The organism is Streptomyces sp. NPDC047886, from assembly GCF_043204435.1.
GTDB lineage: Bacteria > Actinomycetota > Actinomycetes > Streptomycetales > Streptomycetaceae > Streptomyces.
On sequence record NZ_JBIDCF010000001.1, the window covers coordinates 1,129,208 to 1,153,454 of the forward strand.

Here is a 24,247-nt window from a genome sequence, read left to right on the forward strand (position 1 = left end):
CTAGCGAGCCCGAAAGGGACGAACCTCCGTTTCGGGGCGGTGGCCGGGGATCTTAGGACGCGCTTAAGGAACCCATCGGCGGGGGTTAAGCGTCGCCCCCGCGGCGGCGCACGACCCGGCGCCGCACACCGTGGCCGCGACGCCCTCCCCTGACACCCCGGCCACCGCCCCGGCCGCCGACGCGTCCGCCGCCCCGGCCGTCCAGCCCGAGCCAGACACGGACCTCCGTGCCGCCCAGCACCGAACGGCCGATCCGGACGTCGCCGCCGGTCGACTCGGCGACACGGCGCACGATGTCCAGACCGAGGCCCGTCGAGCCGTCCCGCCGCCCGCTGTTGCCGCGCGCGAGCGCCGCCTCCGGGTCGGCGATGCCCGGCCCGGCGTCCGAGACGAGGACGATCACGGCGTCGTCGCCGTTGTGGACGTCCACCGAGAACGCCGTACCCTCCGGGGTGTGGCGGAAGACATTGCCGAGCAGCGCGTCGAGCGAGGCGACGAGTTCGGGACGGGCCACCGGGATGCGTACGGGGCGGTCGACGCCGGCCAGCCGTACCTTGCGGCCCTCGTCCTCGGCGAGCGCGGACCAGAACTCCATGCGCTCCCGCACCACCTCGGAGGCGTCGCAGCCGGCGCCAGGGCCCACGGCCTGGGTCTGCGGCTTCGCCTCCCGGGCCGTACGGATGATCGTGTCGACCTCGCGTTCCAGCTGCTCGACGGCCGCCCGGGTCTGGTCGGCGGCCGGACCCTCGCCCAGCGACGCGGCGTTGAGGCGCAGCACGGTCAGCGGGGTGCGCAGCCGGTGGGAGAGGTCGGCGGCGAGTTCGCGTTCGTTGGCGAGGAGCCGCACCACCTGGTCGGCCATCGAGTTGAAGGCCACCGCGGCGGACTTCAGCTCGGCGGGCCCCTCCTCCCTGACCCGGGCGCCCAGCCTGCCCTCACCCAGGTCGTGCGCGGCGAGCGCGAGCCGCTGGGCGGGCTGGACCATGCGGATGCCCAGCCGGTCGGCGACCGCGACGGAGCCGACGATCAGCGCGACCCCCACCCCGGCGAGGGTCAGCCACGCGGTCGCGACGCCGTTGGTGACCTCGCCCTCCGGCACGAACACCTCGACGACCGCGATGTCGCCGGTGCTGAGGGCGGTGGGCTGGAGCAGCGCGAAGCCGCCATCGACCTCGGTGATCCACGCCTGGGGCACCCGGCGGACGGTGGCGACGTCCTTCGCGGAGGCCCGGCCCGTACCGATCGTCGTCGCGGGGTCTTCCGGCGGTGGGGGGACGTGGACGGCCATCCGGCCCGCGGCCCCCGCCTGGGTGGAGGCGACGGCCCGGTTCAGCGCGTCCCGGTCGGTCGTGATGGACAGGGTGGGGCCGATGGCCGCGGCCTGCCGTTCCGCGTTGGAGAAGGCCCGGTCCCGCGCCATCTCCTTGATGACGAGCCCCAGGGGTACGGCGAAGGCCACCACGACCATGGCGGTGACGGCCAGCGCCACCTTGACGAGTGCCCATCTCACCGCTGCCGCCTCACAGCGGGGGCTCCAGCTTCACGCCGACACCGCGCAGGGTGTGCAGATAGCGCGGCTTCGCCGCTGTTTCGCCCAGCTTGCGGCGGAGCCACGACAGATGGACGTCGATGGTCTGGTCGTCCCCGTACGACTGCTGCCACACCTCCGCCAGCAGCTCCCTGCGCGCCACGACGACACCCGGCCGCCCCGCGAGGAACGCCAGCAGGTCGAACTCCCTGCGCGTCAGGTCGAGTCGTACGCCGTCCAGCTCGGCCTGCCGGCGCAGCGGGTCGATGGCCAGCCCGCCGACGCGGATGACCCGGCTCGGCGGGGCCTCACCGGCGGAGGCGCGTGCGCGCCGCAGGACGGCGGCGATCCTCGCGGACAGGTGATCCACCGAGAACGGCTTGGTGAGGTAGTCGTCCGCGCCGTCGTTGAGGAGCCGTACGATTTCGGCCTCGTCGTCCCGCGCGGTCGCGATGATCACCGGTACGTCGGTGATGCCGCGCAGCATCTTCAACGCCTCCGCCCCGTCCAGATCGGGCAGGCCCAGGTCCAGGATGACCACGTCGAACCGGAAATGGGCCACCTCGCGCAGCGCCTCCAGAGCCGTTCCGACGCTCCGTACGGTGTGGGACGCCTCGGTCAGGTGCCGGATGAGGGCGGAGCGCACGAACTGGTCGTCCTCGACCACGAGCACACTTGCCATGGGCCGCACCGTACGCCATAAGGCGGAATGAGGGGGACCGGTGTTGACTCCGTGGACGGGTGGTGCACTATGGCCCGGATGCGAAGAGGACTGGTTCACGCCATGGCGTGGTCGCTCGCCACGGGCGCGGCGGTCACGCTGTCGTGGTGGGGTGTGCACACGGTGATGGCCGGTACGGCCTACGATCCGCCGCGCGCCCTGCCGCTGACGGCCGAGCGGCCGACGCTGATCCGGCCCGCGCCGGACTCCTCGTCCACCCGCCGCCCGAAGTCGGAGGCCGGGCCGTCCGGTTCACCGAGCCCGGCCGGCAGCGGCACGCCGTCGGCGTCGCCGTCACGGACCGCGTCGGCCTCCGCGTCCGCCACGTCCGCGTCCCTGCCGCCCACGACGGGGCCGTCCAAGCAGACGGGCACGGTGAGGAGTTACGCGGTGGACGGCGGCCAGGTCGTCTTCGACCTCGGCGCCGCCTCCGCCGAACTGGTCTCGGCGACCCCGGCGTCCGGCTGGCAGATGCAGGTGTGGAAGCAGACCACGTGGATCCGGGTGACCTTCACCCAGGGCAACCGCGAGGTCTCGGTGTTCTGCGTCTGGCACGACACGGCGCCGCGGGTCGAGATCGACGAACGCCGCCGCTGACTCCGGCGGGCCAGGCGGAGTTCGGCCCGGCCGGTGCGTCCGCCCTGGTGGGCGGCTCCTGCCAGGTGGGGCGGTCTGTGGTGCTTGCCCGGTGGGCGGGTGCCCTCCGGTGGGCGGGTGCCCCCAGGTGGGCGGGTCCCTCCGGTGGGCGGGTGCCCTTCGGTGGGCAGGTGCCCACCGAAGGGCGGGGGCCGGTTCAGCGGAATGACGACGCCGGCGGTACGGGGGACGGCTTGGCGTTCTCGTCGGTGACCACTCCGGCGCCGCCCGTGAAGTCGGCCAGCGGGCGGCCGTGTTCCACCCGCCCGGGGTGCGGGTCGGTCGCGACGCGGCGGGTCAGCTCGGCCACGGGCAGCGCCGTGTCGGAGGCGAGGAGCACGGCGTTGCCGAACCGCCGCCCGCGCAGCACCGTCGGGTCGGCGATCAGGGCGAGTTCGGGGAAGACGGCGGCCGCGGTGGCGATCTGGCCGCGGAGATGGCCGAGCGGCGGCCCGTCGGCGAGGTTCGCGGCGTAGAGCCCGCCCGGCTTCAGGACGCGCCGTACGTCCGTGAGGAATTCCGTACTGGTGAGGTGCGCCGGGGTGCGGGCGCCGCTGAAGACGTCCGCGATGACCAGGTCCGCCCAGCCGTCCGGCAGCTTCCCGAGGCCGGCACGGGCGTCACCGCCCCGGACCCGGATGCGGGCGCCCGGGTCGAGCGGCAGTTCGCGGCGGACCAGCTGGACGAGGGGGGCGTCGAGCTCCACGATCTGCTGCGTGGAGCGGGGCCGGGTGGCGGCGACGTACCGGGCGAGCGTGAACGCCCCGCCGCCGAGGTGGACGGCGTGCACGGGGCGGCCCGTCGGGGCGACGAGGTCGGCGGCGTGGCCGAGGCGCCGCTGGTACTCGAAGGTCAGCCGGGACGGGTCCTCCAGGTCGACGTGCGACTGCGGGGCGCCGTCGATCAGCAGGGTCCAGGCGCGCGGCCGCTCACGGTCCGGTATGAGTTCGGCGAGTCCGCCGTCGACGGTCTCCACGACCGCCTCCGGCGCCACCGCCCGTCCACGCTGTCTGTTCCTGGCCACCCGGCCATTATCCGCGCCCGTGGCGCGCCCGGCGCTCTCCCGCCGTCCCGGGGGCTCCTCCGGGCTCGCCTCCCCGGGGCCGGCCGGCTCGGACCCGGTCCCCTCGCCGTTCCGGAACCGCCGACGTGTGCGGGGCGCCCCCGTACGGCCGCCCCTTCGGTACGGGGCGGGGTCGGCGTCAGCGGCAGTTGTCGGCGGCCTCGATGAGGCGGGCGGCTTCGCCCAGGGCTTCGCGGAGCACCCCCGGGTCGGTGACCGGGCCCGCGTCGGCCGGGGGCAGCAGCCAGCCGGAACCGGAGACGGGCGGCTCGGGCGCGGCCGGTACGCGGAGGCCCCGGCCGTCCGTCCGGGTGCAGGCGCTGCCCGGCACGTCCCACGCGGCGGCCGTGCCGGGCGGTACGAGGAAGCCGAGGGTGCCGGTGGCGCCGTCGTGGAGGACCGGGCCGACGGCCGGGGCGGCGCCGCGGCGGAGGATGTCCACGGCTTCGAGGCCCTGCCTGGCCGGTACGGTCACCAGGTCGCACGCCCCGTCCTGGGCGGTGTCGCCGGTCCGGGGTGGTGCGCTCACGTCCTGCGTCGGCCAGTGCTGCGCGGTCGTCCGCGACGCGTCGTCGATGCGCGGGCTGGCTTCCATGCCGACCTCCAACAAGGGGTCCCCTCCTCGCTCGAGTTCCCGAACGGAGACACGTTCCGTCCCTCCGCATGGTTCAACGCGCGGACCCGTCAACAGCTACGGCGGCTCGCCGCCGCAAAGGGTGGCAGTTCATGGCGGATCGTGGGTGAGATATCCGGTTTGTAGCCAAACTCCGTGTGTGGCGCCGGCCACAGCAGGTACGTTCTTTCTCCGCCGGAGCAACGGCAGCACGCAGGAGAGGGCTCCGCCATGGCGACGTCACGGGCAGTTCCCAATCTCGTCTTCCGCCGGCTGCGCGGGCAGCGCTCCGCGGGGGAGTTCGCCGCCGCGGTGCGCAGGGCCGCCCGGGAGATCGGCGAGCAGGTGGCCTGCGACGCCCGGTACATCGGGCGCGTGGAGTCGGGCGAGATCCGCTGCCCGAACTACGCGTACGAGCGGGTGTTCCTGCACATGTTCCCCGGGATGTCCCTGACGGACCTGGGGTTCGTGGCACGGGAGCGCGTACGCGGACGGCGGGCGGGCGCCGCCGCGGACGTGCCCGCCCCACCCATCACGATCCGGAACGATGAGGAGAGCGACGTGCTGCGTCGCGCATTCATGGCGAGCGGTACCGCCACCGTCGCGGCCGCCTCGCTGGGCGTCAGCGGGCTCGGCGCCATCCCCGCGCCGCGTGCCGGCGGCAGGTTCGGCGAGGCCGAGGTCGACGCCGTCGAGGCGGCGGTACGAAGGATCCGGCTGCTCGACGACCGGCACGGCGCGGAAGGGCTGTACCGCAGGGCGACCGAACCCCTCCGCACGGCGTACGCGCTGCTCGACGCGGGGACGACGACCCGGCAGTCCACCGCCGACCGGCTCCACGCGGGCACCGGGGAACTCGCCCTGTCCGTGGGCTGGCTGGCCCATGACTCGGGCCGCCTGGACGACGCCAGATCGCACTACGCCGAGGCCCTGGCCACCGCACGCGTCAGCGGCGATCCCGCCCTGGAGGCGCACGCCTTCTCGAACACGGCGTTCCTGGCGCGCGACGCGGGCCGGTTCCGGGAGGCCGTCCGGGCGGCCCAGGCGGGGCAGCACGCCGCGAAGAACCTGGCGTCCGGGCGGCTGCTCGCGCTGCTCACCCTGCGCGAGGCGGGCGGCTGGGCCGGTCTCGGCGACCGCGCCGCCTGCGAGGAGGCGCTCGGCCGGGCGCACACCCACTTCGGGCGCGGCACCGCCGACTCCGACCCCGAGTGGATGTCCTTCTTCGGCGAACCCGAACTGGAGATCCTCCAGGCCCAGTGCTGGTCGGCGCTCGGCGACTCGTCGCGGGCGGCACGGCACGCGCGGCGGGCGACCGCCCTGCAGAACCCGCACTTCACCCGCAACCTGGCGCTGTACCGGGCCCAGCTCGCGGCCGACCTCGCCCGCGCGGGCGCCCCGGACGAGGCCGCGGCGGCCGGCCGGCGGGTGCTGGAGCTGCTGGACGAGGTCCGGTCGGGCCGTATCCGGTCGATGCTGGCGGAGACGGCCCGGGTGCTCGTGCCCTATCGGGCCGTGCCGGACGTCGCGGCGTTCCTGCGGCTCCGCGCCGAGACGCGGCGCGCCTGACGGGCCGCCGCACCGGCGCGGCGGCTCACCGCTCCAGGTGCCCCGTGTCGTTCCAGCGCTCGATCGCGGGGGCGCCGTACGCCCAGCCCAGGCCGGACAGGCTCGTCGGGTCCAGCCGGATGCTGGCCGCGAAGGCGATGTCCTCGCCCAGCCAGCGCGCCGCGATGCCGCGCAGGATGTGGCCGTGCGCGAAGACCAGCACGTCCCGGTCGGCCGAGCGGGCCCACTCCACGACCTCGTCCGCGCGGGCGGTGAGCCGGGCGAGGGACTCGCCCTCCGGAACGCCGTCGCGCCAGATCAGCCAGCCGGGGCGGATCGCCTGGATCTCGGCCGGGGTCATCCCCTCGTACGCGCCGTAGTCCCACTCCATCAGCGTGTCCCACGGTTCCGCGCGGTCGCCGAAACCGGCCAGCTCGCAGGTCTCCCGCGCGCGGGACAGCGGGCTCGTACGGACCTCGACCCCGTCCAGCCCGTCCCACGGGCCCCGGTGCAGCCGCTCCCCCAGCAGCTTCGCCCCCTCGCGGCCCCGGTCGAGCAGGGGGACGTCCGTCCTGCCGGTGTGCTTGCCGGCCAGCGACCACGAGGTCTGGCCGTGCCGGGCGAGCAGGATGCGCGGTGCCATGGGGGCTCTCCTGAGGTTCACGGAGCTGGTGCACGAAACGTGGCCTTCCATCATCCCGTACGTGAACACGGCGGGACGAAGGGGGGAACCCGCGGGACCCGGCCCCGATTGTCAGTGGCGGATGCGAGACTTCCGCGGGTGAGCCGATCCCTGGACGGCGGACCGCTTCGGCCGCCACAGACGACCCTCCGGGTCGGGGCATCCCCCGCTCCGGCGAAGCCGAGAGCATGGCGGAAGCTGGCCGAACTGCGCGGTCCCGCCGTCATGCCGCGCCCGCTGGACGCCCGCGCGCTGGCGGCGCTGGCCGCGAACCCCGGCTGCAGGCGCCGCGCCCTGCTGGACGGGGCCGGGGTCGACAAGGCCGCGCTGGCCTCGGCACTCGGCTCGCCGTCCGGCTTCGGGCAGTCCCAGTTCGCGTTCATGCGGGGCAACGCCTTCGAGGCCGCCGTCAAGGCCGACGGCGGCGCCGAGCTGACCCGGCTGCTCGGGGTGGACGACCCCGGGGACGTACGGGTGCCGGACCTGACGGCGGTCGGGCCCGAGGGCCGCGCGGCGCGCACGGCGCTGGCGCTGCGCGAGGCCACGGCGGCCGGGGTGTGGTCCCTGCTCGACCATCCGATGCTGGCACTGGAGGTGGCCGGCTCCCCGGTCCACCTGGAGCCGGACGCGGTCGTGGTGCGGCCGGACGGGCACTGGACGGTCGTGGAGATCAAGTCGTTCCCGATGATCGACGGCTCCGCTGACGCGGCGAAGGTGGGCGCGGCGGCGCGCCAGGCCGCCGTGTACGTACTGGCCCTGGAGCGGGTCGCGGCGATGGTCGAGGGCGCCGAGGTGGGCCACTCGGTGCTGCTGGTGTGCCCGAAGGACTTCTCGAACCGGCCGACGGGCTCGTCCGTCGACGTGCGCAAGCAGCTGGCGGTCACCCGCAGGCAGCTGGCCCGGCTGACCCGGCTGGAGGACATCGCGGCCGCCCTGCCGGACGGCACGACGTTCGACGTCGAGGCGTGTTCGGCGGAACAGCTGGCCGCCGCGGTGGAGGCGGTGCCGCACGCGTACGCGCCGGAGTGCCTGGCCGCCTGCGAGCTGGCCTTCCACTGCCGCGACCGGGCCCGGCGGGCGGGCGCGGTGGAGACGCTGGGCCGCTCGGTGAGGGGCGAACTCGGTGGGCTGACGACGGTCGGCGACGTCCTGGCGGCCGCGCGCGGCGACGCGACCGGCCCCGGCACGTCCGACGACGGCCCGAGCACGCGGGACGGCGACCCCGCCGACCCGGCGGTCCTCGCGCTGCGGCGGGCGGCGGCACTACGCGCCGAGGCGCTCGCGGAAGCGGCCGCCCCGACCCCCGAGGAGGCCGCCCCGTGCCCCCGCTGACCGAGAGCGGCCGCGCCGCCGGGGCGGTGCCCCCATGTCGCTGATCTCCACCCTCGCCCGGCTGGAGGCCGTCGAGGCCGGTCACGCGCGGCCGCTGGCCACCGTGCGGCACCGGCACCTGGCGGACCGGCCACTGGTGTTCGTACCGCTGACCACCGCCGGTGAGGCGGGCGCTCCGCTCGGCGCGCTGATCGGCACCGACCCGGAGGAGCCGCGGCTGCTCGTGGTGCCGCAGCCCCGCGACCGGGACCTGCGGTTCGCTTTCCTGGCCGACCTGGCGGAGGCGCTGCTGCCGTACCTGGACGGGTTCGCCGACGACGTCGAGGCCGCCGAGCGTGCCGAGACCGACCCCGAGACCGGCAGGAAGGTCAAGGTCGAGGTCGAGCTGTGCCGGGACGCGCCGCAGCTGATCGTGCCCAGCCGGGCCGGTATCGAGTACGTACGGCTGCTGGGCCGCTCGACCCGGTTCCGGCGGACCGCCGAACAGGACCCCGAGACCCCGTTCCCCGCACCGCCGCGCGTGCCGCTGCTCGGCCGATGGCTGACCCACTACGGGGAGCGGGCGCGGGTGCCGGGCTCGTCGCTGCTGGTGGCGGCGACGGACCTGCTCAACCGGCACTGGGCGACCGGCCAGTCGTCGCTGGAGGACCAGCACCTGGGGGCGGTCCTCGCCTGGATCGACACCCCGGACGGCGAGTCCGGCGCGGCGGCCGCGCTCCGGGCGGAACTCGGCCGCGACCGGGACGGGCAGCTGCTGTGCCCGCCGGCCGGTCCCGCGACGGACCCCGCGTTCGACAACCGGCTGCTGGCGCCCGCGATCGAACGGTACGACCGGGCGCGGCAGGCGCTGGCCGCCGCCGAGGACGGCGAGGCGGCCGACGAGCGGCTCGGTGAACTGCACCGGGCGGAGCGGGAGGTCCGGCGCCTCGTCCTCACCCAGCTGCGGCCCACCTGGCAGGCCGTGTGGCGGGCGGTCGAGCTGCTGCGCGAGCTGCCGGCGGGGGCGCGGGTCGCGGACCGGTGGACCCGGGACCGCTGGTCGTTCACCGGCCACCGCGACCGGGTGCGCGCCGGGGAGCCGCCGCAGCCGCGCCGCGACGACGCGGTGACGGCGGCACGGAAACTGGCCGCGCGGGAGAGCGCGCAGACCCAGCTGGAGGCGCAGGAGGCGCTGGACGACCCCCTGGTGCTGGCCGAGCGGCGACTGGCCGGCGAGGCGTTCCTCGGGGAGGTGGTGGACGTGACCATGGCGTGGACCGAGTCGAAGCGGCCGTCACCGCGCCCCCTGCTGACCGTGCGGACCGACGACACGCCGCACCTCGGCGAGCGGGTGAAGGTGTACCGGTCGCTGGACGGCCGGCCGCAGAGCGCGGAGTTCGTGCGGTACGAGGACGACGGCGCCGTGTTCGTGCTGCGGCTCCTCGACCGGATGGGCCGCTCCAAGGACCCCGCCGAGGGTTCCGTGCCGCAGAAAGGCGACCGGATCGCCTGGACGCTGTTCGAACACGACCAGCGGGTGGGCGTGAAGCTGCCCGACCCGGAGGAGACGCCGTGGACCCACGGCGGGCCACCACACGCGGACACCGCCGAGCCGCCCGACCCCGTGACGCCGGAGGACATCCTGTGACGCGCGAGCTGTTCGACCCGGCCGCCGAGGCCGCCCGCGCCACCGACGCGATCCTGACGAGCACCCTGCACGGGGACGCCCGCGGCGTGGTCGTCGACTCGCCACCCGGCGCCGGCAAGTCCACCCTGGTCGTCAGGGCGGCGCTCGAACTGGCCTCCGCCGGCCGGCGCCTGATGGTCGTCGCCCAGACCAACGCGCAGGTGGACGACCTGGTGCTGCGGCTCGCCGAGAAGCGGCCCGACCTGCCCGTGGGGCGGCTCCACTCCAACGACTCCGACCCGTACGACAAGGCGCTGGACGACCTCGACAACGTACGGAAGTCCTCGAAGGCCGCCGACCTCGCCGGGCTGGACGTCGTGATCTCCACCGCCGCGAAGTGGGCGCACGTCAAGGGCGTCGAACCGTGGCGGCACGCCATCGTGGACGAGGCCTACCAGATGCGGTCCGACGCGCTGCTCGCCGTGGCCGGGCTCTTCGAACGGGCGCTGTTCGTCGGAGACCCGGGACAGCTCGATCCGTTCTCCGTGGTCGGCGCCGACCAGTGGGCGGGGCTGTCGTACGACCCGTCCGCGAGCGCGGTGTCGACCCTGCTGGCCCACAACCCCGAGCTGCCGCAGCACCGGCTGCCGGTGTCATGGCGGCTGCCGGCGTCTGCGGCGCCGCTCGTGTCCGACGCGTTCTACCCGTACACGCGCTTCCGCGCCGGTACGGGCGAGGGCAACCGGCGGCTCTCCTTCGGCGTCCCGTCGGACGGGTCAGGGCCCGACCGGGTGCTGGACGAGGCGGCCGAGGCCGGCTGGGGACTGCTGGAGCTGCCCGCCCGGCACACACCGCGCACCGACCCCGAGGCGGTGCGGGCCTGCGCGCTGGTGGTGCGGCGGATGCTGGACCGGGGCGGCGTGACCGTCAGCGAACGCTCCCCCGATCCGGCGCCGCTCACACCGGCGCGCATCGCGGTCGGCACGGCGCACCGCGACCAGGCGGCCGCGATCCGTGGCGCGCTGGCCGAGCTGGGCGTGTCGGGGGTCACCGTCGACACGGCGAACCGGCTCCAGGGCCGGGAGTACGACGTGACGGTCGTCCTGCACCCGCTGTCGGGCCGCCCGGACGCGACGGCGTTCCACCTGGAGACGGGGCGGCTGTGCGTGCTGGCGTCCCGGCACCGGCACGCCTGCGTCGTGATCTGCCGTGCGGGCGTCGCGGAACTCCTGGACGAGCACCCCTCCACGGAGCCGGTCCAGCTGGGCGTGACGGTGAAGTTCCCGGACGGGTGGGAGGCGAACCACGCGGTGCTCGCCCGCCTCACGGAGCACCGCGTGCCCTGGCGCCCGTGACGCGTCATCGCGAGCGCGGGCGTCGCGGCGGGGTCGCGAGCGGGGTGGTGCGCTGGGTTGCGGGTGGTTTCGTGGCCGGTTCGCCTTCGGGCTGCGGCGCCGGGGTGGTCGGGGCCCCTCCGGGCTCACCTCCTCGGCGTCGGCGGGTTCGGGTCCCGGTCTCCTCGCCGTTTCGGATCCGCCGACGCCTGCGGGGGCGACCCTGCACGGCCCCTTCCGGCGGTTCACCGGCGGACCGTACGCCTCGGATCCGCCGACGCCCAGACGACCCTGCACGGCCCGTCGGTTCGCCGGCGGGGGCGTCCGGGTGCGGTCTTGCGGGGAGCGGGACAATGGACGATGGTCCGGGAAGCGCCCATGGAACGGAGTCACGATGGCGGAAACCGAGCGGAGCGAGCCGCGGCGGCTCAGGCCCGCGCCCCTGCTCTTCGAGCCTGCCGAGGCCGCCGCCGACCCGGAGCACTTCTTCGACCTGGAGTCCATCGAGGACCCGCGCGAGCTGCTGGTCCGGTCGACGGAGCTGACGCTGGCGTTCCGGGCGGCGGCAGACCGGGCGGTGGAGTTCCAGGCGATCGCGGCGGCGCAGCTCGCCGATCCGCGCCGGTTCGACCGGCTCACCACTGCGGACATCGCGCTGCGGGCGGAGTGGACCGAGGACTACGCGAAGAAGATGGTGGAGTTCGGCCGCGACTTGTTGCGCGGTGGGGGCGCGCAGGGGGACGAGTAGCGCGGGGGCATATGCCGGGCGGGCAACATACTCCTTGGCGCAGGCCCCTGTCAGGGTTTCTCGCAACAAAGTGAGTTCGCCCTGTCACTGCCGGTAGACCTGTCTCATGAGCGTATGGCTGCGAGACGAGCTTCCCCTGAGCCCCGCCCACGGCGACATCGACGAGCGCCGGACCGGCGATCCGTTCCCGCGGGTGCGGGAGGACGGTCCGCAGCACACCACACGGGTCACCGCGGCGGGCGCGGAGTGGCTGATGTCGGCGTCGGCGTACCCGGCCTCCACGCTCGCCCTGTGGGAGGCGCGGCCGCAGCTTCCGGCCGTGCTGCCGTGCGGGTCCGCCTTCGACGTGGTCAACGTCGAGTCGATCTTCGGGCGCCGGCTGCTCGACCGGCTGTGGGCGGAGGGGCCGGGTTCCGGGCCGGTGGCCGTGCACCGGGGGCGGATGCTGCTGTTCACCGCGCCGGGCACCAGTCGGCGGCTGCCGTCGCTGCTGCGCTGGGAGGAGTGGGGGGACGCCGTGCCGCCGATGCTCTGCCACGGGGTGGGGGACGCCGTGACCGTGCCGCCGCTGGCGCCGGAGGCGGCCGGGGAGCCTCGCTGGGTGGTGGCGCCGGACACCCGGAATCCGTGGCTGCCGGGGCCCGAGGTGCTGCTCTGGGCGTGTGTCCGGGTGGCGAGGACCGCCGCCGCCGGGGACGTGCGGGTATCGATTTTTCCTGACCCGGATCAGGATGCTAAGGTCTACGACGTCAGCAGGCGCCGCTAGCTCAGTTGGTTAGAGCAGCTGACTCTTAATCAGCGGGTCCGGGGTTCGAGTCCCTGGCGGCGCACAGACGGGAGAAGCCCCTCGCGGAAGCGGGGGGCTTCTTCGTCATGGGGTCACTTCGACCGTCCACGCTCCCGTGCTCGTACGGTCGGCGACCTCGATCCGTGTCCCCTCACCCGGCACCGTGAAGGTCTCCCCGACGCCCAGGGGGGCGTCCGCGAGCGGCGGGTACACCGACCGGTCGCCACAGGCGGCGGTGAGCGGGTGGGTGTCCACGACCTCGACGGGGCCCGCGCCGGAGGCGGCCTTGCCGCTGACCCGGTAGATCAGCACGCCCTCGGTGCAGGTGTCCCGGTCGTTGCCGGTGGCTCCGCGGGCCTCGATCGCCAGGACAGTGTGCTCCCCGGTGCGTACGACGGCCAGTCGCCTGCCGACCGACACGCCGCGCTCGGGCAGGGCCGAGAGGGGCTCCAGCGTGAACCGGCCGGGGCCCCGGACGCAGTGCACCTGCTCCTCGTCCAGCCAGCCGAGCTTCCACTTGTGCCAGCCGAACAGGTCGGGGGCGAGGGCGAACTGGCTGCCCATGACGTCCCAGTCGCCGACGTGGGTGTCCCAGTCGCCCTTGCCGTCCAGCGGCCGGCGGTACAGGTCGGGCAGGTCGAAGACGTGCCCGGTCTCGTGGGCGAGCACGTTGCGGTCCGGCGGGTGCCGCTCGAAGAGGGTGACGACGCGCCTGATGTCGGTGCCGTCGGCTCGCAGCGGCGTCCGCAGGTTGACGACCTTCGTCGCGTCGGAGTCGACGCCCGGCGCGTCCGGGTCGGCGACCAGGTAGACGATGTCGTACCGGGAGAAGTCCACCCGGGGGTCGGCGACGCGGAGGGCGTCGCGCAGATAGGCGGCGCGCCGGTCGGGCGACCAGTCGCGCCGTATGGCGTACGCGGTGGAGGGGCGGGGCATCCTCAGCCAGTCGCCGCGTACGTACGGGCGCAGCGAGAACCGGCCGTACGAGGCCTGCTGGAAGAACCGGCTGGTGTCGGGGAAGTAGTCAGCGACCAGGTCGGCGGGGCTGACCCGGGGGCGCGAGTCCGGGAACGACAGGAACACCATGACGGCCTTGAGGTCCCGGACGGGCTTCGGATAGGCCGCGTTCCAGGTGTCGAGGCCGAGCGAGTGATGGGCGTCGGTGCGCGGCAGGACACACCCGGCGGTGGGTGTGGCGGCGACGGCATGACCCGCCCCCGGGCCGGCGACGAGACCGGTCGCGCCGAACGCCAGGAGCGAGAAGAAGGCCGCGGCCGCGGAGCGCAGGCTCAGGCGGTGCACTCCCTCGGGTGGCTGCTCGGGTGGCTGCTGGCCCTCCACATCGACCTCCGGCTGCGGGATACGGACGTTCCACCACCCTGTGCAGGTTTGTGGCGATACGTCCTGTTCCACTGCCCCACATGGGTGAGCAGCCGACACGCCGGGGCCGACTTGAATTCATCACGGAACGTCACAACCGGTCACACCGGAACCGTCAGTCGCCACACCTGTGCAGAAACGATCGACCAGGGGTGGGAGGTGGGGTTCCTCACAGGATCCGCACGCCGCAGGAGCGGTGCAGACGCTGGAACGGCCGCCTCGGCAGCCTCTATGATCGGCACACTTTCCAAGGCTGACCATCCCGACCACATCTGCACGTCACGACTGCCCTGCGGGAGCGAGCGGTGAGCGGAACACCAGAAGGACCGGGACCGGCGGCCGTCGCACCGCCCGGAACCGCCCGGCTGCCGATCACGGAGCGTCACGAACGAGGGGGGTCGGCGCGCCTGCGGGACGTGCACGCCGCCTTCAACGCCGCGCACCTCGCGATGGCCGTCGTGGACCGGCAGGGCCTGGTCGTCAGCGCCAACGACTCGCTGGCCACGCTCCTCGGCACCGACGCCGCGTCCCTGCGCGAACAGGCCGCCGCCGACCTCGTGGACCTGGCCGCCGACAGCCGCACCTGGCACGCCTACCGCGAGGTGCTGCGCGGCCGGCGCTCCCGGTTCCGCTGCACCCGCCGGCTCAAGCACCCCGACGGCCGCTCCCTGTGGGCGGAGGTCACGGTCGCCCCGGTGCCGCGCAGCGGCAACGTCCTGCTGTCCATCGCCGACATCAGCGACCGGCGTGAACTCCAGGCCCGGCTGCGCCATCTCCAGATGCACGACCCGGTGACCCGGCTGCCCAACCGCACCCTGTTCTTCGAGCGGTTGACCTCCGCGCTGGAGAACTCCTCGTACGACGACGGCGGTACGGGCCGGATCGGGCTCTGCTACCTCGACCTCGACGGCTTCAAGGCGGTCAACGACACGCTCGGGCACCGGGTCGGCGACCGGCTGCTGGCCGCCGTCGCGGCCCGGCTGACCGAGTGCGCCGACAGCGACGGCTACAGCAGGGGCGGGGGCCACCTGGTCGCCCGGCTCGGCGGCGACGAGTTCGCGATCCTGGTCGAGGACTCTGCGGGTACGGAGCAGCTCGCCGATCTCGCCCGGTCCGTACTCGCCTCCGTACAGCGGCCGTTCGACCTCGCCGGGCAGCGGCTGTCCGTGTCGGCGTCGATCGGTGTGGTCGAGAGGGCGGCGGCCGGGACGACGGTCAACGGGCTGATGCAGGCCGCCGACACCACGCTGTACTGGGCCAAGGCCGACGGCAAGGCACGCTGGACGCTGTTCGACCCGGAGCGCAACGCGCACCGCATGACCCGCCAGGCCCTCTCGTCGACGCTGCGACCGGCCGTCGAGCGGGGCGAGTTCACGTTGGACTACCAGCCGCTCGTGGGCATGGCGGACGGCACGGTCCGGGGTGTGGAGGCGCTCGTCCGCTGGAACCATCCGCGGTTCGGCTCGCTGTCGCCGAATCGGTTCATCGGAATCGCCGAAGAGGACGGTTCCATCGTGCAGCTCGGCCGCTGGGTGCTCCGCACCGCCTGCCGGCAGGCCCGGCAGTGGCAGATCGACCATCCGCGCGAACGGCCCCTGTTCGTCAGCGTCAACGTCGCCGTACGGCAGGTGTGGGACTCCGACCTCGTCGCCGATGTCGCCGAGATCCTCGCCGAGACCGGACTCGCGCCCCACCTCCTCCAACTGGAGCTGACGGAGTCGGCGGTGATGGGCTCGGCGGGCCGGCCGCTCCAGGCGCTGCAGGCGCTCAGCGACATGGGTGTGCAGATCGCCATCGACGACTTCGGCACCGGGTACTCGAACCTGGCCTATCTGAGCCGGCTGCCCGTGTCCGTGCTGAAGCTGGACGGATCGTTCGTGCGGGGCTTCCAGGACGAGGCGCATCCCAACCCGGCCGACGAGGTGATCGTGGAGGCCATGGTGCAGCTGGCGCACCGGCTCGGGCTGACCGTCACGGCCGAGTGCGTGGAGACGTCGGGGCAGGCGGCGCGGCTGCGGCGCATCGGCTGCGACACGGGTCAGGGGTGGCTGTACTCGCGGGCGGTGACCCCGGAGCGGATCGCCGACCTGATCAGGGTCGGCGCGCGCGTGGCGTGAAGACCGCCCCTGACCGGGAGGCCGAGGCTCTCCGGTCAGGGGCGGTGGTGTGGGGGGTGGGACGGGGCGGGGCGGAGGGGACGGGGCTGGGCGGGTGGCGCGTCAGCAGGCTCCCTGGTCCTGCCAGACACCCCACTCACCGGTCGTGCCGGGCTCCTCGCCCTTCGTCCACCACTTGGCCTTCCAGGTGCGGCCCTTGTGCGAGACCTGGGCGCCGCCCGTGTACTCGGTGGCCGCTGACCAGGCCGCGGCCGTGCACCCGGCCGTCGGGGTCGGCGTGGGGGTGGGAGTCGGGGTCGGGGTCGGGGTGGGAGTCGGGGTCGGCGTGGGAGTCGGCGTGGGGTTCGGGGAGCCGCCCACGGCCGCCACGATGTCGTTCAGCAGCGTGGTGTTCGCGTCCAGGCCGAGCAGCGAGTACATCATCGCGCCCGCCAGGCCGCGGCTGTGCGCGTAGTCGGCGCGCGCCTGGATGGCCCGCTTGTCCAGACCGGTGAAGAACTCGCCGTTCTTGTAGAAGTACGACGCCTTCGCCTCGTCGTCCCAGAACGTGGTGGCCGCGTTGTCGACGATGCCGCCGAGCTCCTTGTAGTGCGCGATGCCGGCCTGCTGGCTGAGCGGGCGGGCGGCGGACGCGCCGGTCGCCGGCTGGGCCAGGCCGTTCTTCGCCCCGGCCGGGACGCCCTTCCAGCCGCGGTAGTAGAACTCGTACCCGAGCGTCAGCTTGTTCGCGGGGAAGCCGCCGGTGATGCCGTAGGCGGGCTTGCCGTCGATCCAGGCGTCGATGGCGTTGTCGATCGAGTACTTCTCGGTGCCGGGCGCGATCGGGTCGGTCGGGTCGGAGGCGCCGGAGTACAGCGGTGACTGGTGGTACGTCGGCCCGTCGCCGTCCCAGGCGCCGTGCATGTCGTACGTCATGATGTTGGCGTAGTCGAGGTACGCCCCGATCTTGTCCGTCTCGATGTGCTTGATCTTGTCCTGGCCCGCCGGGAGCGCGGCGGTCAGCAGGTACTTCTTGCCGCCGTTGGCGGCGCCGTACGCGTCGAGCTGCTTGCGGAACTCGGCGAGGAGCAGCGTGAAGTTCCGCTTGTCCTCGGGCCCGTAGTGGTTGCCGAGGTGGCCGCCTTCGGAGCCGGGGTACTCCCAGTCGATGTCGATGCCGTCGAAGATGCCGGCGGCGGTGCCGGGGCCGCCGTATCCGCCCTCGACCGGCAGGTCGCCCTGGATGTACTGCTTGACGCAGGAGGAGACCAGCTTCTTGCGGCTCGCGTCCGTCTTCGCGGCGTCGTGGAAGTACTTGGAGTACGTCCAGCCGCCCAGCGAGATGTTGATCTTCAGGTGCGGGTGCTTCGCCTTCAGCTCCTTGAACTGGTTGAAGACGCCCACGATCGGCTGGTCCCACTTGTCGGCGACGCCGTCGACGCTGTCGGCGGCCGCGAAGGAGCGCTGGTAGTCGGCGTACGAGTCGCCCGCGCCGTCACCGGCGTTGGGGTTGTTGTCGTCGCCCGCCGCCTTGTTCGCCATGAAGCAGGTGAGGTCGGTGGGGTGGATGTTGCCGAAGGAGTAGTTGATGACGTCGAGCTTGGCCGCGATACCCCGGGTGTCCAGGTGCTTGGGGTAGAAGGCGTTGCCGTAGATGCTCCACTGGTCGTAGTACGCGATCTTCACGCCGCCCGTGGAGGCCGCGGAGGAGGTGGTTTCCGCCGCGCGGGCGGTGTCTGGCGCGGCCACGGCGGCGAGGGCGCCGGTGGCCAGGGCACCGGCGGCGAGTGCCATACCGGTGAGCGCGGCGATCAGGGGTTTACGGGCGTGCACGAGCTGCCTCCGAGGGGGGTGAAGCGCAGTACGCGAAGCGGAAGTTGAAGAATTGATAGCCGCCGGACCAACAGCGCGTCAATGGTCTGAACCAAACAAGGACTAGACCAATTCGGCACAGAAAGCGCTCGTCAGAGCCCTGCAGGGACAAAAGGAACCGCTCGCCACCATGAGTGACGAGCGGTTTAAGCCTGTCTTAGGAATCGTGCGCGCGGCGTCAGGAGAAAGAACCAGACGCCGTCATTCCGTATGCGTCCGCGATCAGCTCGTACGAGCGCAGCCGCGCCTCCGCCCCGTGCACGTTCGCCGTGATCATCAGCTCGTCGGCGCCGGTGCGCTTCTGGAGTTCGTCGAGACCGGCGCGGACGGCGTCCGGAGTGCCATGGACGATGGTCGACAACCAGCCGTCCACGAAGTCCCGTTCGACGGGACTGAACGGATACGCCGCCGCCTCGTCCGGCGTCGGGATCAGCCCGGGGCGCCCGGTGCGCAGCCGCACCATGGACAGCGCGCCCGTCAGCACCTGGCGGCGGGCCTCGGCCTCGTCGTCCGAGGCCAGCGCCGCGACACCGATGAGGCTGTACGGGGCGTCCAGCACGGCCGACGGGCGGAAGGACTCGCGGTACAGGTCCAGCGCGGGGAGCGTGTTCCGGGCCGAGAAGTGGTGCGCGAAGGCGAACGGCAGACCCAGCGTCCCCGCGAGCCGCGCGCTGAACCCGGACGAGCCGAGCAGCCATACGGGCGGACGGCCCGACGGGCCCTGCACCGGCCCCGGTACGGCGTGGATCCCGGCGTACGGGTGCCCGTCCGGGAAGTCGTCGTCCAGGAACCCGACCAGCTCGGCCAGCTGCCGCGGGAAGTCCTCCCCCCGCTCCCGGCTTCGCTCCTGCGGGGAGGACCCCGGGGCGCCCTCACCCGTTCCGTCCACGCGGCGCAGCGCCGCGGCCGTCGCGCCGTCGGTGCCGGGCGCGCGCCCCAGGCCCAGGTCGACGCGGCCGGGTGCCAGCGCCTCCAGGGTGCCGAACTGCTCGGCGACGACGAGCGGCGCGTGGTTGGGCAGCATGACACCGCCGGAGCCGAGCCGGATGCGGCGGGTGTGGGCGGCGAGGTGCGCGAGGATCACGGCCGGCGACGACGAGGCGACCCCGGGCATGGAGTGGTGCTCGGCGACCCAGTGGCGGTGGTAGCCGCGGTCCTCGGCGAGCCGGGCGAGCGCGACGCTGGTGGCCAGCGCCTGGGTCGCGGTACGGCCCCGGCCGACGGTGACGAGGTCCAGCACCGACAGCGGTACGGGCGCGGTCCCCCGCGCGGCGCCCCGGATGCCCCCGTCCCGTGCCGCGCCGTCGTCCCGTATCGCCTCGCTCTGCCGAGTCGCGTCGTCGTCTCGTATCGCGTCGTCGCTCACGCTCACCGGTGGGGCCTTCCTGCACGGTCGACAGATCATGGGTACAGGAGCGGTAACAGGAGGCACCTTCCGCTTATTCCGGCGTCTCGGCTCTGCGTCGGTTCTACGGTTCCTCCGGTTCCTCCCGGGCGAACAGCGCGCCCAGCTCGTCCGCCCACGCCCCGCGCCGCTCGGCCAGCCGCAGCCCCTCCCACACCGTGACCTGTGTCCCGGTCAGCACGGGCTTGCCCACCGCCTCCTCCAGTTCCGGGAGCAGCGCCACGGTCGGCGCCACCGTGTCCGGGACGAGCAGCGCCCGGGCCCTGGGGTCGTCGGCCGCCCTGACCAGCTCCGGCACCCGGTCGAGCGCGACCAGTCGCGCCGCCCCGACCACCTCGATGCCGGCCGCCTCCAGGAACCGGACGAACCCCTTCAGGATGTCGTCCGGCCACCCGGCGGCGACCGCGACCCGGTCGGCCCCCACCGCCCGTACGGCGTGGGCGAAGCCGATCGCGGTGCTGGACGCCGGGAGTCCGGCCGCCAGCGCCAGGGAGCGGGCCTGCTCGCGGGCGGCGTCCCAGCCCTGCGTGAACGACCCCTCGGCGGTCGCCCAGACCACCGACTCGGCGCCCGCGAGCCGCAGTTCCTCCGCGCCCGCCGCGAGCCGCTCCGGGTCGTCGCCCGGCCCCGCGTACACGACGGAGTCGACCCGGATGTCGCTGTCGAGGAGCGTCTCGATGCGCCGGTAGTCGTCCTCGGGATGCCCTTCCGGGCGCAGAAGTCCGACGGTGGTCATGGCCTGTACTCCCCATCTGTCGGCGGTCGGTGGAAGGTGGTCGGTCGGCACGGCGGCGAAACCGGTACGCATACCCTGTGCCGGTCCGGGTAGCCGCGCGCCCATGGCTGGAACAGCTCGTACGACTCGTCAGAGAAGAACAGGCCGCATACCCCCGCCCGGGCCGGAGCCGTCCGGCGTCGGGCGGCGCTCGCTGCTGGTCGGCACCGCCGCCATCGGCGCGGCCGGGGCGCTGGGCGCCGCGGGCTGTGCCCGGGTGGCGTCCGGAGACGCCCTGGAGCGGCTCAGATCGCAGCGCACGGTGCGCCTCGGCATCGCCGGTGAGGTCCCTTATGGATACGTGGACGAGCAGGGCGCCTTCACGGGAGAGGCCCCGGAACTCGCCAAGGTGATCTTCCAGCGGCTCGGTGTCGACCGGGTCCAGCCCGTCGCCACCGACTTCGCCTCCCTGATCCCCGGGCTCAACTCGCAGCAGTTCGATGTCGTATCGGCCGGGATGTACATCAACGAGGACCGGTGCCGGCAGGTCCTGTTCTCGGACCCCGAGTACCAGATGCTCGACTCGTTCATCGTGCGCAAGGGCAACCCCCTCGGTCTGCGCTCCTACGAGGACGTCGTGCGCACCAAGGCCAGGTTCGCCACCGGGACCGGGTACGCGGAGATCGGCTACGCGGTGGCGGCCGGGTACCCCGAGAAGGACATCGTCATTCTTCAGGACCAGGTGGCCGGGCTGAACGCCGTCGAGTCCGGCCGCGTGGACGTCTTCGCCGGCACCGCGCTCACCACCCGGGCCGTGGTGCGCAGGAGCACCAGGGCCGAGGCGACCGAGCCGTTCGCCGCCGTGGTGGACGGCGTGAAGCGCGTCGACGGCGGCGGCTTCGCCTTCCGCCGTACCGACGTCGAGCTGCGCGACGCGTTCAACACCGAGATCCACCGGATGAAGAAGAGCGGCGAGCTCTTCCGCATCCTGCGGCGCTTCGGCTTCACACAGGCCGAGATGACGACCCTGACCGCCGAGGAGCTGTGCCGATGACCAGCGGACTCTGGCAGAACTGGGTGCTGCCCGGCATCTGGATCACGATCCAGCTCCTCGTCTACAGCGCGGCGCTCGGCGCGGTCGTCGCCTTCGGCGTCGGCATGGCCCGTACGCATCGCTCACGGCTCGTCCGCTTCGCGGCGGGGGCGTACACGGAGATCTTCCGCGGGACGTCGGCGCTGGTGCTGATGTTCTGGCTGTTCTTCGTGGTGCCGCCGCTGCTGGGCTGGCAGCTGGTGCCGATGTGGGCGGCGGTCCTCGCGCTCGGTCTGTCGTACGGGGCGTACGGCGCCGAGGTCGTGCGGGGCGCGCTGAACTCGGTGGCGCCGGCGCAGCGCGAGGCGGGCGTCGCGCTCAGCTTCACGCCATGGCAGCGGATGCGGCTGATCCTGCTGCCGCAGGCCGTGCCGGAGATGATCCCGTCCTTCTGCAACCTGCTCGTCGAGCTGCTGAAGGGGACGGCCCTGGTGTCGCTGCTCGGCGTCGGGGACGTGTCGTTCGCCGCGTACCTGGTGCGTCTGGCCACCCAGGAGAGCGCCCAGATCTACACGATCGTGCTGGTGATCTACTTCGTGCTCGCGTTCGGGATCACCCGGTCCATGAAGGCCCTGGAGCGGAAGACCAAGGCGAACATCGGGGTGATCGCATGAGCTGGGACTGGTCCGCCGTCGTGGACTTCATGCCGCGGTTCCTGGACGGGCTGCTCGTCACCCTCCAGGTGCTGGTGCTCGGCTCGCTGATCGCCTTCGGCCTCGGGCTGGTCTGGGCGGCCGCCCTGCGCGCGCCGAGCCGGTTCGTCCGCTGGCCGGTCGGCGTCCTGACCGAGTTCGTCAGGAACACCCCGCTGCTGGTGCAGCTGTTCTTCCTGTTCTTCGTGCTGCCCGAGTGGGGCGTGCAGTTCTCCGCGCTGACCACCGGCACGGTCGCGATCGGGCTGCACTACTCGACGTACACCGCGCAGGTCTACCGGGCCGGCATCGACGCCGTACCGGCCGGTCAGTGGGAGGCGGCGACGGCGCTCAGCCTGCCCGTCCACCGCACCTGGTTCGCGGTGATCCTGCCGCAGGCGCTCCGCCGTGTCGCACCGGCCCTCGGCAACTACGTCATCGCGATGCTGAAGGACACCCCGCTGCTGGCCGCGATCAGCGTGCTGGAGCTGCTCCAGCAGTCGCGACTGGAGAGCGCGGCCACCTTCCAGTACACCGAGCCGCTGACCGTCATCGGCATCGCCTTCATCCTCATCGCCTATCCGGCTTCCCTCCTCGTACGAGCCCTGGAGCGCCGTCTTGTCCACTGAACTGATCCGTTTCGACAAGGTCACCAAGCGCTTCGGCGAGAACACGGTCCTGGACGATCTGTGCTTCTCGGTCCGGCCGGGCGAGCACGTGACGCTCATCGGCCCTTCCGGCTCCGGCAAGACCACGATCCTGCGGCTGCTGATGACGCTGGAGAAGCCGGACGCGGGCACGATCGAGGTCAACGGCGACCGGCTGTTCCCGGCCGGCGAGAAGCACCGGCGCGAGGTCCGCAAGAAGATCGGCATGGTCTTCCAGCAGTTCAACCTGTTCCCGAACATGTCGGTGCTCCGCAACATCACCGAGGCGCCGGTGCGGGTGCTCGGGCTGGGCCGGGACGAGGCCGACGAGCGCGCCCGGGACCTGCTGGAGCTGGTGGGGCTCGGCGACCGGGCCGACGCCCGGCCGTCGCAGCTGTCGGGCGGCCAGCAGCAGCGCGTGGCGATCGCGCGGGCCCTGGCGATGCGGCCGCAGGTGCTGCTGCTGGACGAGGTCACGTCGGCGCTCGACCCGGAGCTGGTGGCCGGGGTGCTGGACCTGCTGCGGGACATCGCCAGGTCCACGGACATCACCATGGTGTGCGTCACGCACGAGATGAACTTCGCCCGCGACATCTCGGACGAAGTGTTGATGTTCGACTCCGGGCGGGTGATCGAGGCGGGGTCACCGGAGAAAATCTTCACGGAACCCGAGCACGAACGTACCCGCGAGTTCCTCGGTGCGGTGCTCTGACCTCGGCATCCATCGGGAAGGTGTGACCCTGGCATATGCCGGGATGCTGCGCCCCAGCGTATGCCCCCCGGGGCGCGGCATCATTCTCGTCAACAGGTGCCCCTGAAACCGCCCTTGGCGGCTATCGTGGTACGGAAGCTTGCGGTAACAACCTGGTAGGGGGAGACCGTGGCGCTGAAGCCGGAGCCGACCGCGCCGTTCCACTCGGTGCAGTACGCCCTGCGCGTACTCGAAACGATCTCCCGGCACGGTGGCGGGGTCAGCGACGCCCAGATCGCCCGCGAGACCGGGCTGCCGACCGGCCATCTCACCTCACTGCTGCGGATGCTCCGCCGCGAGGGGTACGTCGAGCAGGTGGCCGACGGCGCGTACGTGGTCGGCGACTCGCTCATCCTGCTGGGCTCCGGTACGACGCGCCGCGAGGCCCTGGAGGCGAAGCTCCAGGAGACCCTCACGGAGCTGCGCGACTCGGTCGGCGCCGCCGTCTACATCAGCCGGTACATCGACGGCGAAGTCAAGATCACGCAGGTCGCGGACGGCCCGCACACCCCGAAGGTCAACGAGTGGGTCGACTTCAGGTCGGCGGCGCACGCCAGCGCGGTCGGCAAGTGCCTGCTCACCCAGCTCGACCAGAACGGCCGCCGCGACCACCTCTCCCGCCACAAGATCGCCCGGCTGACCTCGCGGACGATCACCAGCGAGCGGGTGCTCTTCTCGAAGCTCGACAGCCAGCCCCCGACCGTCCCGGTGCTCGACCTCCAGGAGTACGCCGTGGGTACGGTCTGCGCGGCGGTGCCGCTGACGGCGGGCTCGGCGGTCGGCTGCCTGGCGCTGTCACTCCCGATCGAGCACGCCCACCGGCTGCGCTCGGCGGCGGACACCCTGAACCGCAAGGCCGCGCCGGTGGTGCTGTCCCTGGCGATCTGAGCGGACCGGGACGGGCGGTCGGCGAGGACCTTTCACCGAGGGCGGTCGGCGGAGACCTTTCGCCGAGGACGGTCGGCGAGGGCCTTTCACCGAGGACGGTCGGCGGGGATGGTCAGCGGGGACGGTCGGCGGGGTGTCGGAAGCACCCCCCGGGACCAGGTACTATTAAC

The 24,247-nt window shown here is 73.2% G+C and carries 22 protein-coding genes and 1 tRNA gene; 14 read left to right on the forward strand and 9 right to left on the reverse strand.

Annotated elements, in window-relative coordinates:
- Positions 1-85: 85 nt before the first annotated feature.
- A complete protein-coding gene (locus tag ACGF5U_RS04890; RefSeq protein ID WP_392712967.1) occupies positions 86-1,510 on the reverse strand; it encodes an ATP-binding protein in 1,425 nt (474 codons plus the stop codon).
- Positions 1,511-1,520: 10 nt separating this feature from the next.
- Positions 1,521-2,210 carry a response regulator transcription factor gene (locus ACGF5U_RS04895; protein ID WP_392712969.1) on the reverse strand — a complete coding sequence of 230 codons (690 nt, stop codon included), beginning with the start codon at positions 2,208-2,210 and terminating at the stop codon, positions 1,521-1,523.
- Positions 2,211-2,279: 69 nt separating this feature from the next.
- On the opposite strand from ACGF5U_RS04895, the gene ACGF5U_RS04900 reads away from it, so the two are divergent.
- Positions 2,280-2,846 carry a hypothetical protein gene (locus ACGF5U_RS04900; RefSeq protein ID WP_392712971.1) on the forward strand — a complete coding sequence of 189 codons (567 nt, stop codon included), beginning with the start codon at positions 2,280-2,282 and terminating at the stop codon, positions 2,844-2,846.
- 196 nt (positions 2,847-3,042) lie between these two features.
- On the opposite strand, the gene ACGF5U_RS04905 is transcribed toward ACGF5U_RS04900, so the two are convergent.
- Both ACGF5U_RS04905 and ACGF5U_RS04910 read right to left on the reverse strand, forming a co-directional pair.
- Entirely contained in the window at positions 3,043-3,909 is an 867-nt protein-coding gene (locus ACGF5U_RS04905; protein WP_392712973.1) for a spermidine synthase, read from the reverse strand.
- A 178-nt stretch (positions 3,910-4,087) separates the two neighbouring features.
- Entirely contained in the window at positions 4,088-4,543 is a 456-nt protein-coding gene (locus ACGF5U_RS04910) for a hypothetical protein (protein ID WP_392712974.1), read from the reverse strand.
- Between the two features lie 249 nt (positions 4,544-4,792).
- Between ACGF5U_RS04910 and ACGF5U_RS04915 the strand changes: the two genes are divergently transcribed.
- Positions 4,793-6,130 carry a tetratricopeptide repeat protein gene (locus ACGF5U_RS04915; RefSeq protein WP_392712975.1) on the forward strand — a complete coding sequence of 446 codons (1,338 nt, stop codon included), beginning with the start codon at positions 4,793-4,795 and terminating at the stop codon, positions 6,128-6,130.
- A gap of 25 nt (positions 6,131-6,155) precedes the next feature.
- On the opposite strand, the gene ACGF5U_RS04920 is transcribed toward ACGF5U_RS04915, so the two are convergent.
- A complete protein-coding gene (locus ACGF5U_RS04920; RefSeq protein ID WP_392712976.1) occupies positions 6,156-6,752 on the reverse strand; it encodes a histidine phosphatase family protein in 597 nt (198 codons plus the stop codon).
- Positions 6,753-6,890: 138 nt separating this feature from the next.
- Here ACGF5U_RS04920 and ACGF5U_RS04925 point away from each other — a divergent pair, with 138 nt between their 5' ends.
- From ACGF5U_RS04925 to ACGF5U_RS04950, 6 genes are all read left to right on the forward strand, one after another.
- Positions 6,891-8,123, forward strand: a complete 1,233-nt coding sequence (locus ACGF5U_RS04925) for a hypothetical protein (protein WP_392712977.1) — start codon at positions 6,891-6,893, stop codon at positions 8,121-8,123.
- Between the two features lie 34 nt (positions 8,124-8,157).
- Positions 8,158-9,750, forward strand: a complete 1,593-nt coding sequence (locus ACGF5U_RS04930) for a hypothetical protein (protein ID WP_392712979.1) — start codon at positions 8,158-8,160, stop codon at positions 9,748-9,750.
- Positions 9,747-11,084, forward strand: coding sequence for an AAA domain-containing protein (locus tag ACGF5U_RS04935; protein ID WP_392712980.1), 1,338 nt, complete (start codon positions 9,747-9,749; stop codon positions 11,082-11,084). Before ACGF5U_RS04930 ends, ACGF5U_RS04935 begins: the two co-directional genes overlap by 4 nt.
- 373 nt (positions 11,085-11,457) lie before the next feature.
- A complete protein-coding gene (locus ACGF5U_RS04940) occupies positions 11,458-11,811 on the forward strand; it encodes a hypothetical protein (protein ID WP_392712981.1) in 354 nt (117 codons plus the stop codon).
- Positions 11,812-11,917: 106 nt separating this feature from the next.
- Positions 11,918-12,577, forward strand: a complete 660-nt coding sequence (locus ACGF5U_RS04945; protein WP_392712983.1) for a bifunctional DNA primase/polymerase — start codon at positions 11,918-11,920, stop codon at positions 12,575-12,577.
- A tRNA-Lys gene (locus ACGF5U_RS04950) sits at positions 12,568-12,641 on the forward strand. The genes ACGF5U_RS04945 and ACGF5U_RS04950 overlap by 10 nt, the downstream gene beginning before the upstream one ends.
- A gap of 41 nt (positions 12,642-12,682) precedes the next feature.
- Here ACGF5U_RS04950 and ACGF5U_RS04955 read toward each other — a convergent pair.
- The gene (locus ACGF5U_RS04955; protein WP_392712984.1) at positions 12,683-13,939 is read right to left on the reverse strand and encodes a M6 family metalloprotease domain-containing protein; all 1,257 of its coding nucleotides are present in this window, start codon (positions 13,937-13,939) and stop codon (positions 12,683-12,685) included.
- A 344-nt stretch (positions 13,940-14,283) separates the two neighbouring features.
- Here ACGF5U_RS04955 and ACGF5U_RS04960 point away from each other — a divergent pair, with 344 nt between their 5' ends.
- The gene (locus ACGF5U_RS04960; RefSeq protein WP_392712985.1) at positions 14,284-16,095 is read left to right on the forward strand and encodes a putative bifunctional diguanylate cyclase/phosphodiesterase; all 1,812 of its coding nucleotides are present in this window, start codon (positions 14,284-14,286) and stop codon (positions 16,093-16,095) included.
- Between the two features lie 102 nt (positions 16,096-16,197).
- On the opposite strand, the gene ACGF5U_RS04965 is transcribed toward ACGF5U_RS04960, so the two are convergent.
- The 3 genes from ACGF5U_RS04965 to ACGF5U_RS04975 all read right to left on the reverse strand — a co-directional run bounded on the left by ACGF5U_RS04965 (position 16,198) and on the right by ACGF5U_RS04975 (position 20,087).
- Positions 16,198-17,907 carry a glycosyl hydrolase family 18 protein gene (locus ACGF5U_RS04965; protein WP_392712986.1) on the reverse strand — a complete coding sequence of 570 codons (1,710 nt, stop codon included), beginning with the start codon at positions 17,905-17,907 and terminating at the stop codon, positions 16,198-16,200.
- A gap of 217 nt (positions 17,908-18,124) precedes the next feature.
- The gene (locus ACGF5U_RS04970) at positions 18,125-19,261 is read right to left on the reverse strand and encodes an LLM class flavin-dependent oxidoreductase (protein WP_392713207.1); all 1,137 of its coding nucleotides are present in this window, start codon (positions 19,259-19,261) and stop codon (positions 18,125-18,127) included.
- Between the two features lie 154 nt (positions 19,262-19,415).
- Positions 19,416-20,087: a decarboxylase gene (locus tag ACGF5U_RS04975; RefSeq protein WP_392712988.1), complete on the reverse strand. Its 672-nt coding sequence runs from the start codon at positions 20,085-20,087 to the stop codon at positions 19,416-19,418.
- Positions 20,088-20,190: 103 nt separating this feature from the next.
- On the opposite strand from ACGF5U_RS04975, the gene ehuB reads away from it, so the two are divergent.
- From ehuB to ACGF5U_RS05000, 5 genes are all read left to right on the forward strand, one after another.
- Entirely contained in the window at positions 20,191-21,120 is a 930-nt protein-coding gene (gene ehuB, locus ACGF5U_RS04980; RefSeq protein ID WP_392712989.1) for an ectoine/hydroxyectoine ABC transporter substrate-binding protein EhuB, read from the forward strand.
- Positions 21,117-21,773 carry an ectoine/hydroxyectoine ABC transporter permease subunit EhuC gene (gene ehuC, locus ACGF5U_RS04985; protein ID WP_392712991.1) on the forward strand — a complete coding sequence of 219 codons (657 nt, stop codon included), beginning with the start codon at positions 21,117-21,119 and terminating at the stop codon, positions 21,771-21,773. The genes ehuB and ehuC overlap by 4 nt, the downstream gene beginning before the upstream one ends.
- Positions 21,770-22,420, forward strand: a complete 651-nt coding sequence (gene ehuD, locus ACGF5U_RS04990) for an ectoine/hydroxyectoine ABC transporter permease subunit EhuD (RefSeq protein ID WP_392712993.1) — start codon at positions 21,770-21,772, stop codon at positions 22,418-22,420. The genes ehuC and ehuD overlap by 4 nt, the downstream gene beginning before the upstream one ends.
- Positions 22,371-23,150, forward strand: coding sequence for an ectoine/hydroxyectoine ABC transporter ATP-binding protein EhuA (gene ehuA, locus ACGF5U_RS04995; RefSeq protein ID WP_392713208.1), 780 nt, complete (start codon positions 22,371-22,373; stop codon positions 23,148-23,150). The genes ehuD and ehuA overlap by 50 nt, the downstream gene beginning before the upstream one ends.
- A 168-nt stretch (positions 23,151-23,318) precedes the next feature.
- The gene (locus tag ACGF5U_RS05000; RefSeq protein WP_392712995.1) at positions 23,319-24,077 is read left to right on the forward strand and encodes an IclR family transcriptional regulator; all 759 of its coding nucleotides are present in this window, start codon (positions 23,319-23,321) and stop codon (positions 24,075-24,077) included.
- Positions 24,078-24,247: the final 170 nt, after the last annotated feature.

Coding starts and splice junctions, on each gene's coding strand:
- ACGF5U_RS04920 (WP_392712976.1), bottom strand. CDS start 6,752: ATGGCACCGCGCATCCTGCTCGCCCGGCACGGCCAGACCTCGTGGTCG.
- ACGF5U_RS04945 (WP_392712983.1), top strand. CDS start 11,918: ATGAGCGTATGGCTGCGAGACGAGCTTCCCCTGAGCCCCGCCCACGGC.
- ACGF5U_RS04895 (WP_392712969.1), bottom strand. CDS start 2,210: ATGGCAAGTGTGCTCGTGGTCGAGGACGACCAGTTCGTGCGCTCCGCC.
- ehuD (WP_392712993.1), top strand. CDS start 21,770: ATGAGCTGGGACTGGTCCGCCGTCGTGGACTTCATGCCGCGGTTCCTG.
- ACGF5U_RS04900 (WP_392712971.1), top strand. CDS start 2,280: ATGGCCCGGATGCGAAGAGGACTGGTTCACGCCATGGCGTGGTCGCTC.
- ehuB (WP_392712989.1), top strand. CDS start 20,191: ATGGCTGGAACAGCTCGTACGACTCGTCAGAGAAGAACAGGCCGCATA.
- ACGF5U_RS04930 (WP_392712979.1), top strand. CDS start 8,158: ATGTCGCTGATCTCCACCCTCGCCCGGCTGGAGGCCGTCGAGGCCGGT.
- ACGF5U_RS04975 (WP_392712988.1), bottom strand. CDS start 20,087: ATGACCACCGTCGGACTTCTGCGCCCGGAAGGGCATCCCGAGGACGAC.
- ACGF5U_RS04940 (WP_392712981.1), top strand. CDS start 11,458: ATGGCGGAAACCGAGCGGAGCGAGCCGCGGCGGCTCAGGCCCGCGCCC.
- ACGF5U_RS04915 (WP_392712975.1), top strand. CDS start 4,793: ATGGCGACGTCACGGGCAGTTCCCAATCTCGTCTTCCGCCGGCTGCGC.
- ACGF5U_RS04910 (WP_392712974.1), bottom strand. CDS start 4,543: ATGGAAGCCAGCCCGCGCATCGACGACGCGTCGCGGACGACCGCGCAG.
- ehuC (WP_392712991.1), top strand. CDS start 21,117: ATGACCAGCGGACTCTGGCAGAACTGGGTGCTGCCCGGCATCTGGATC.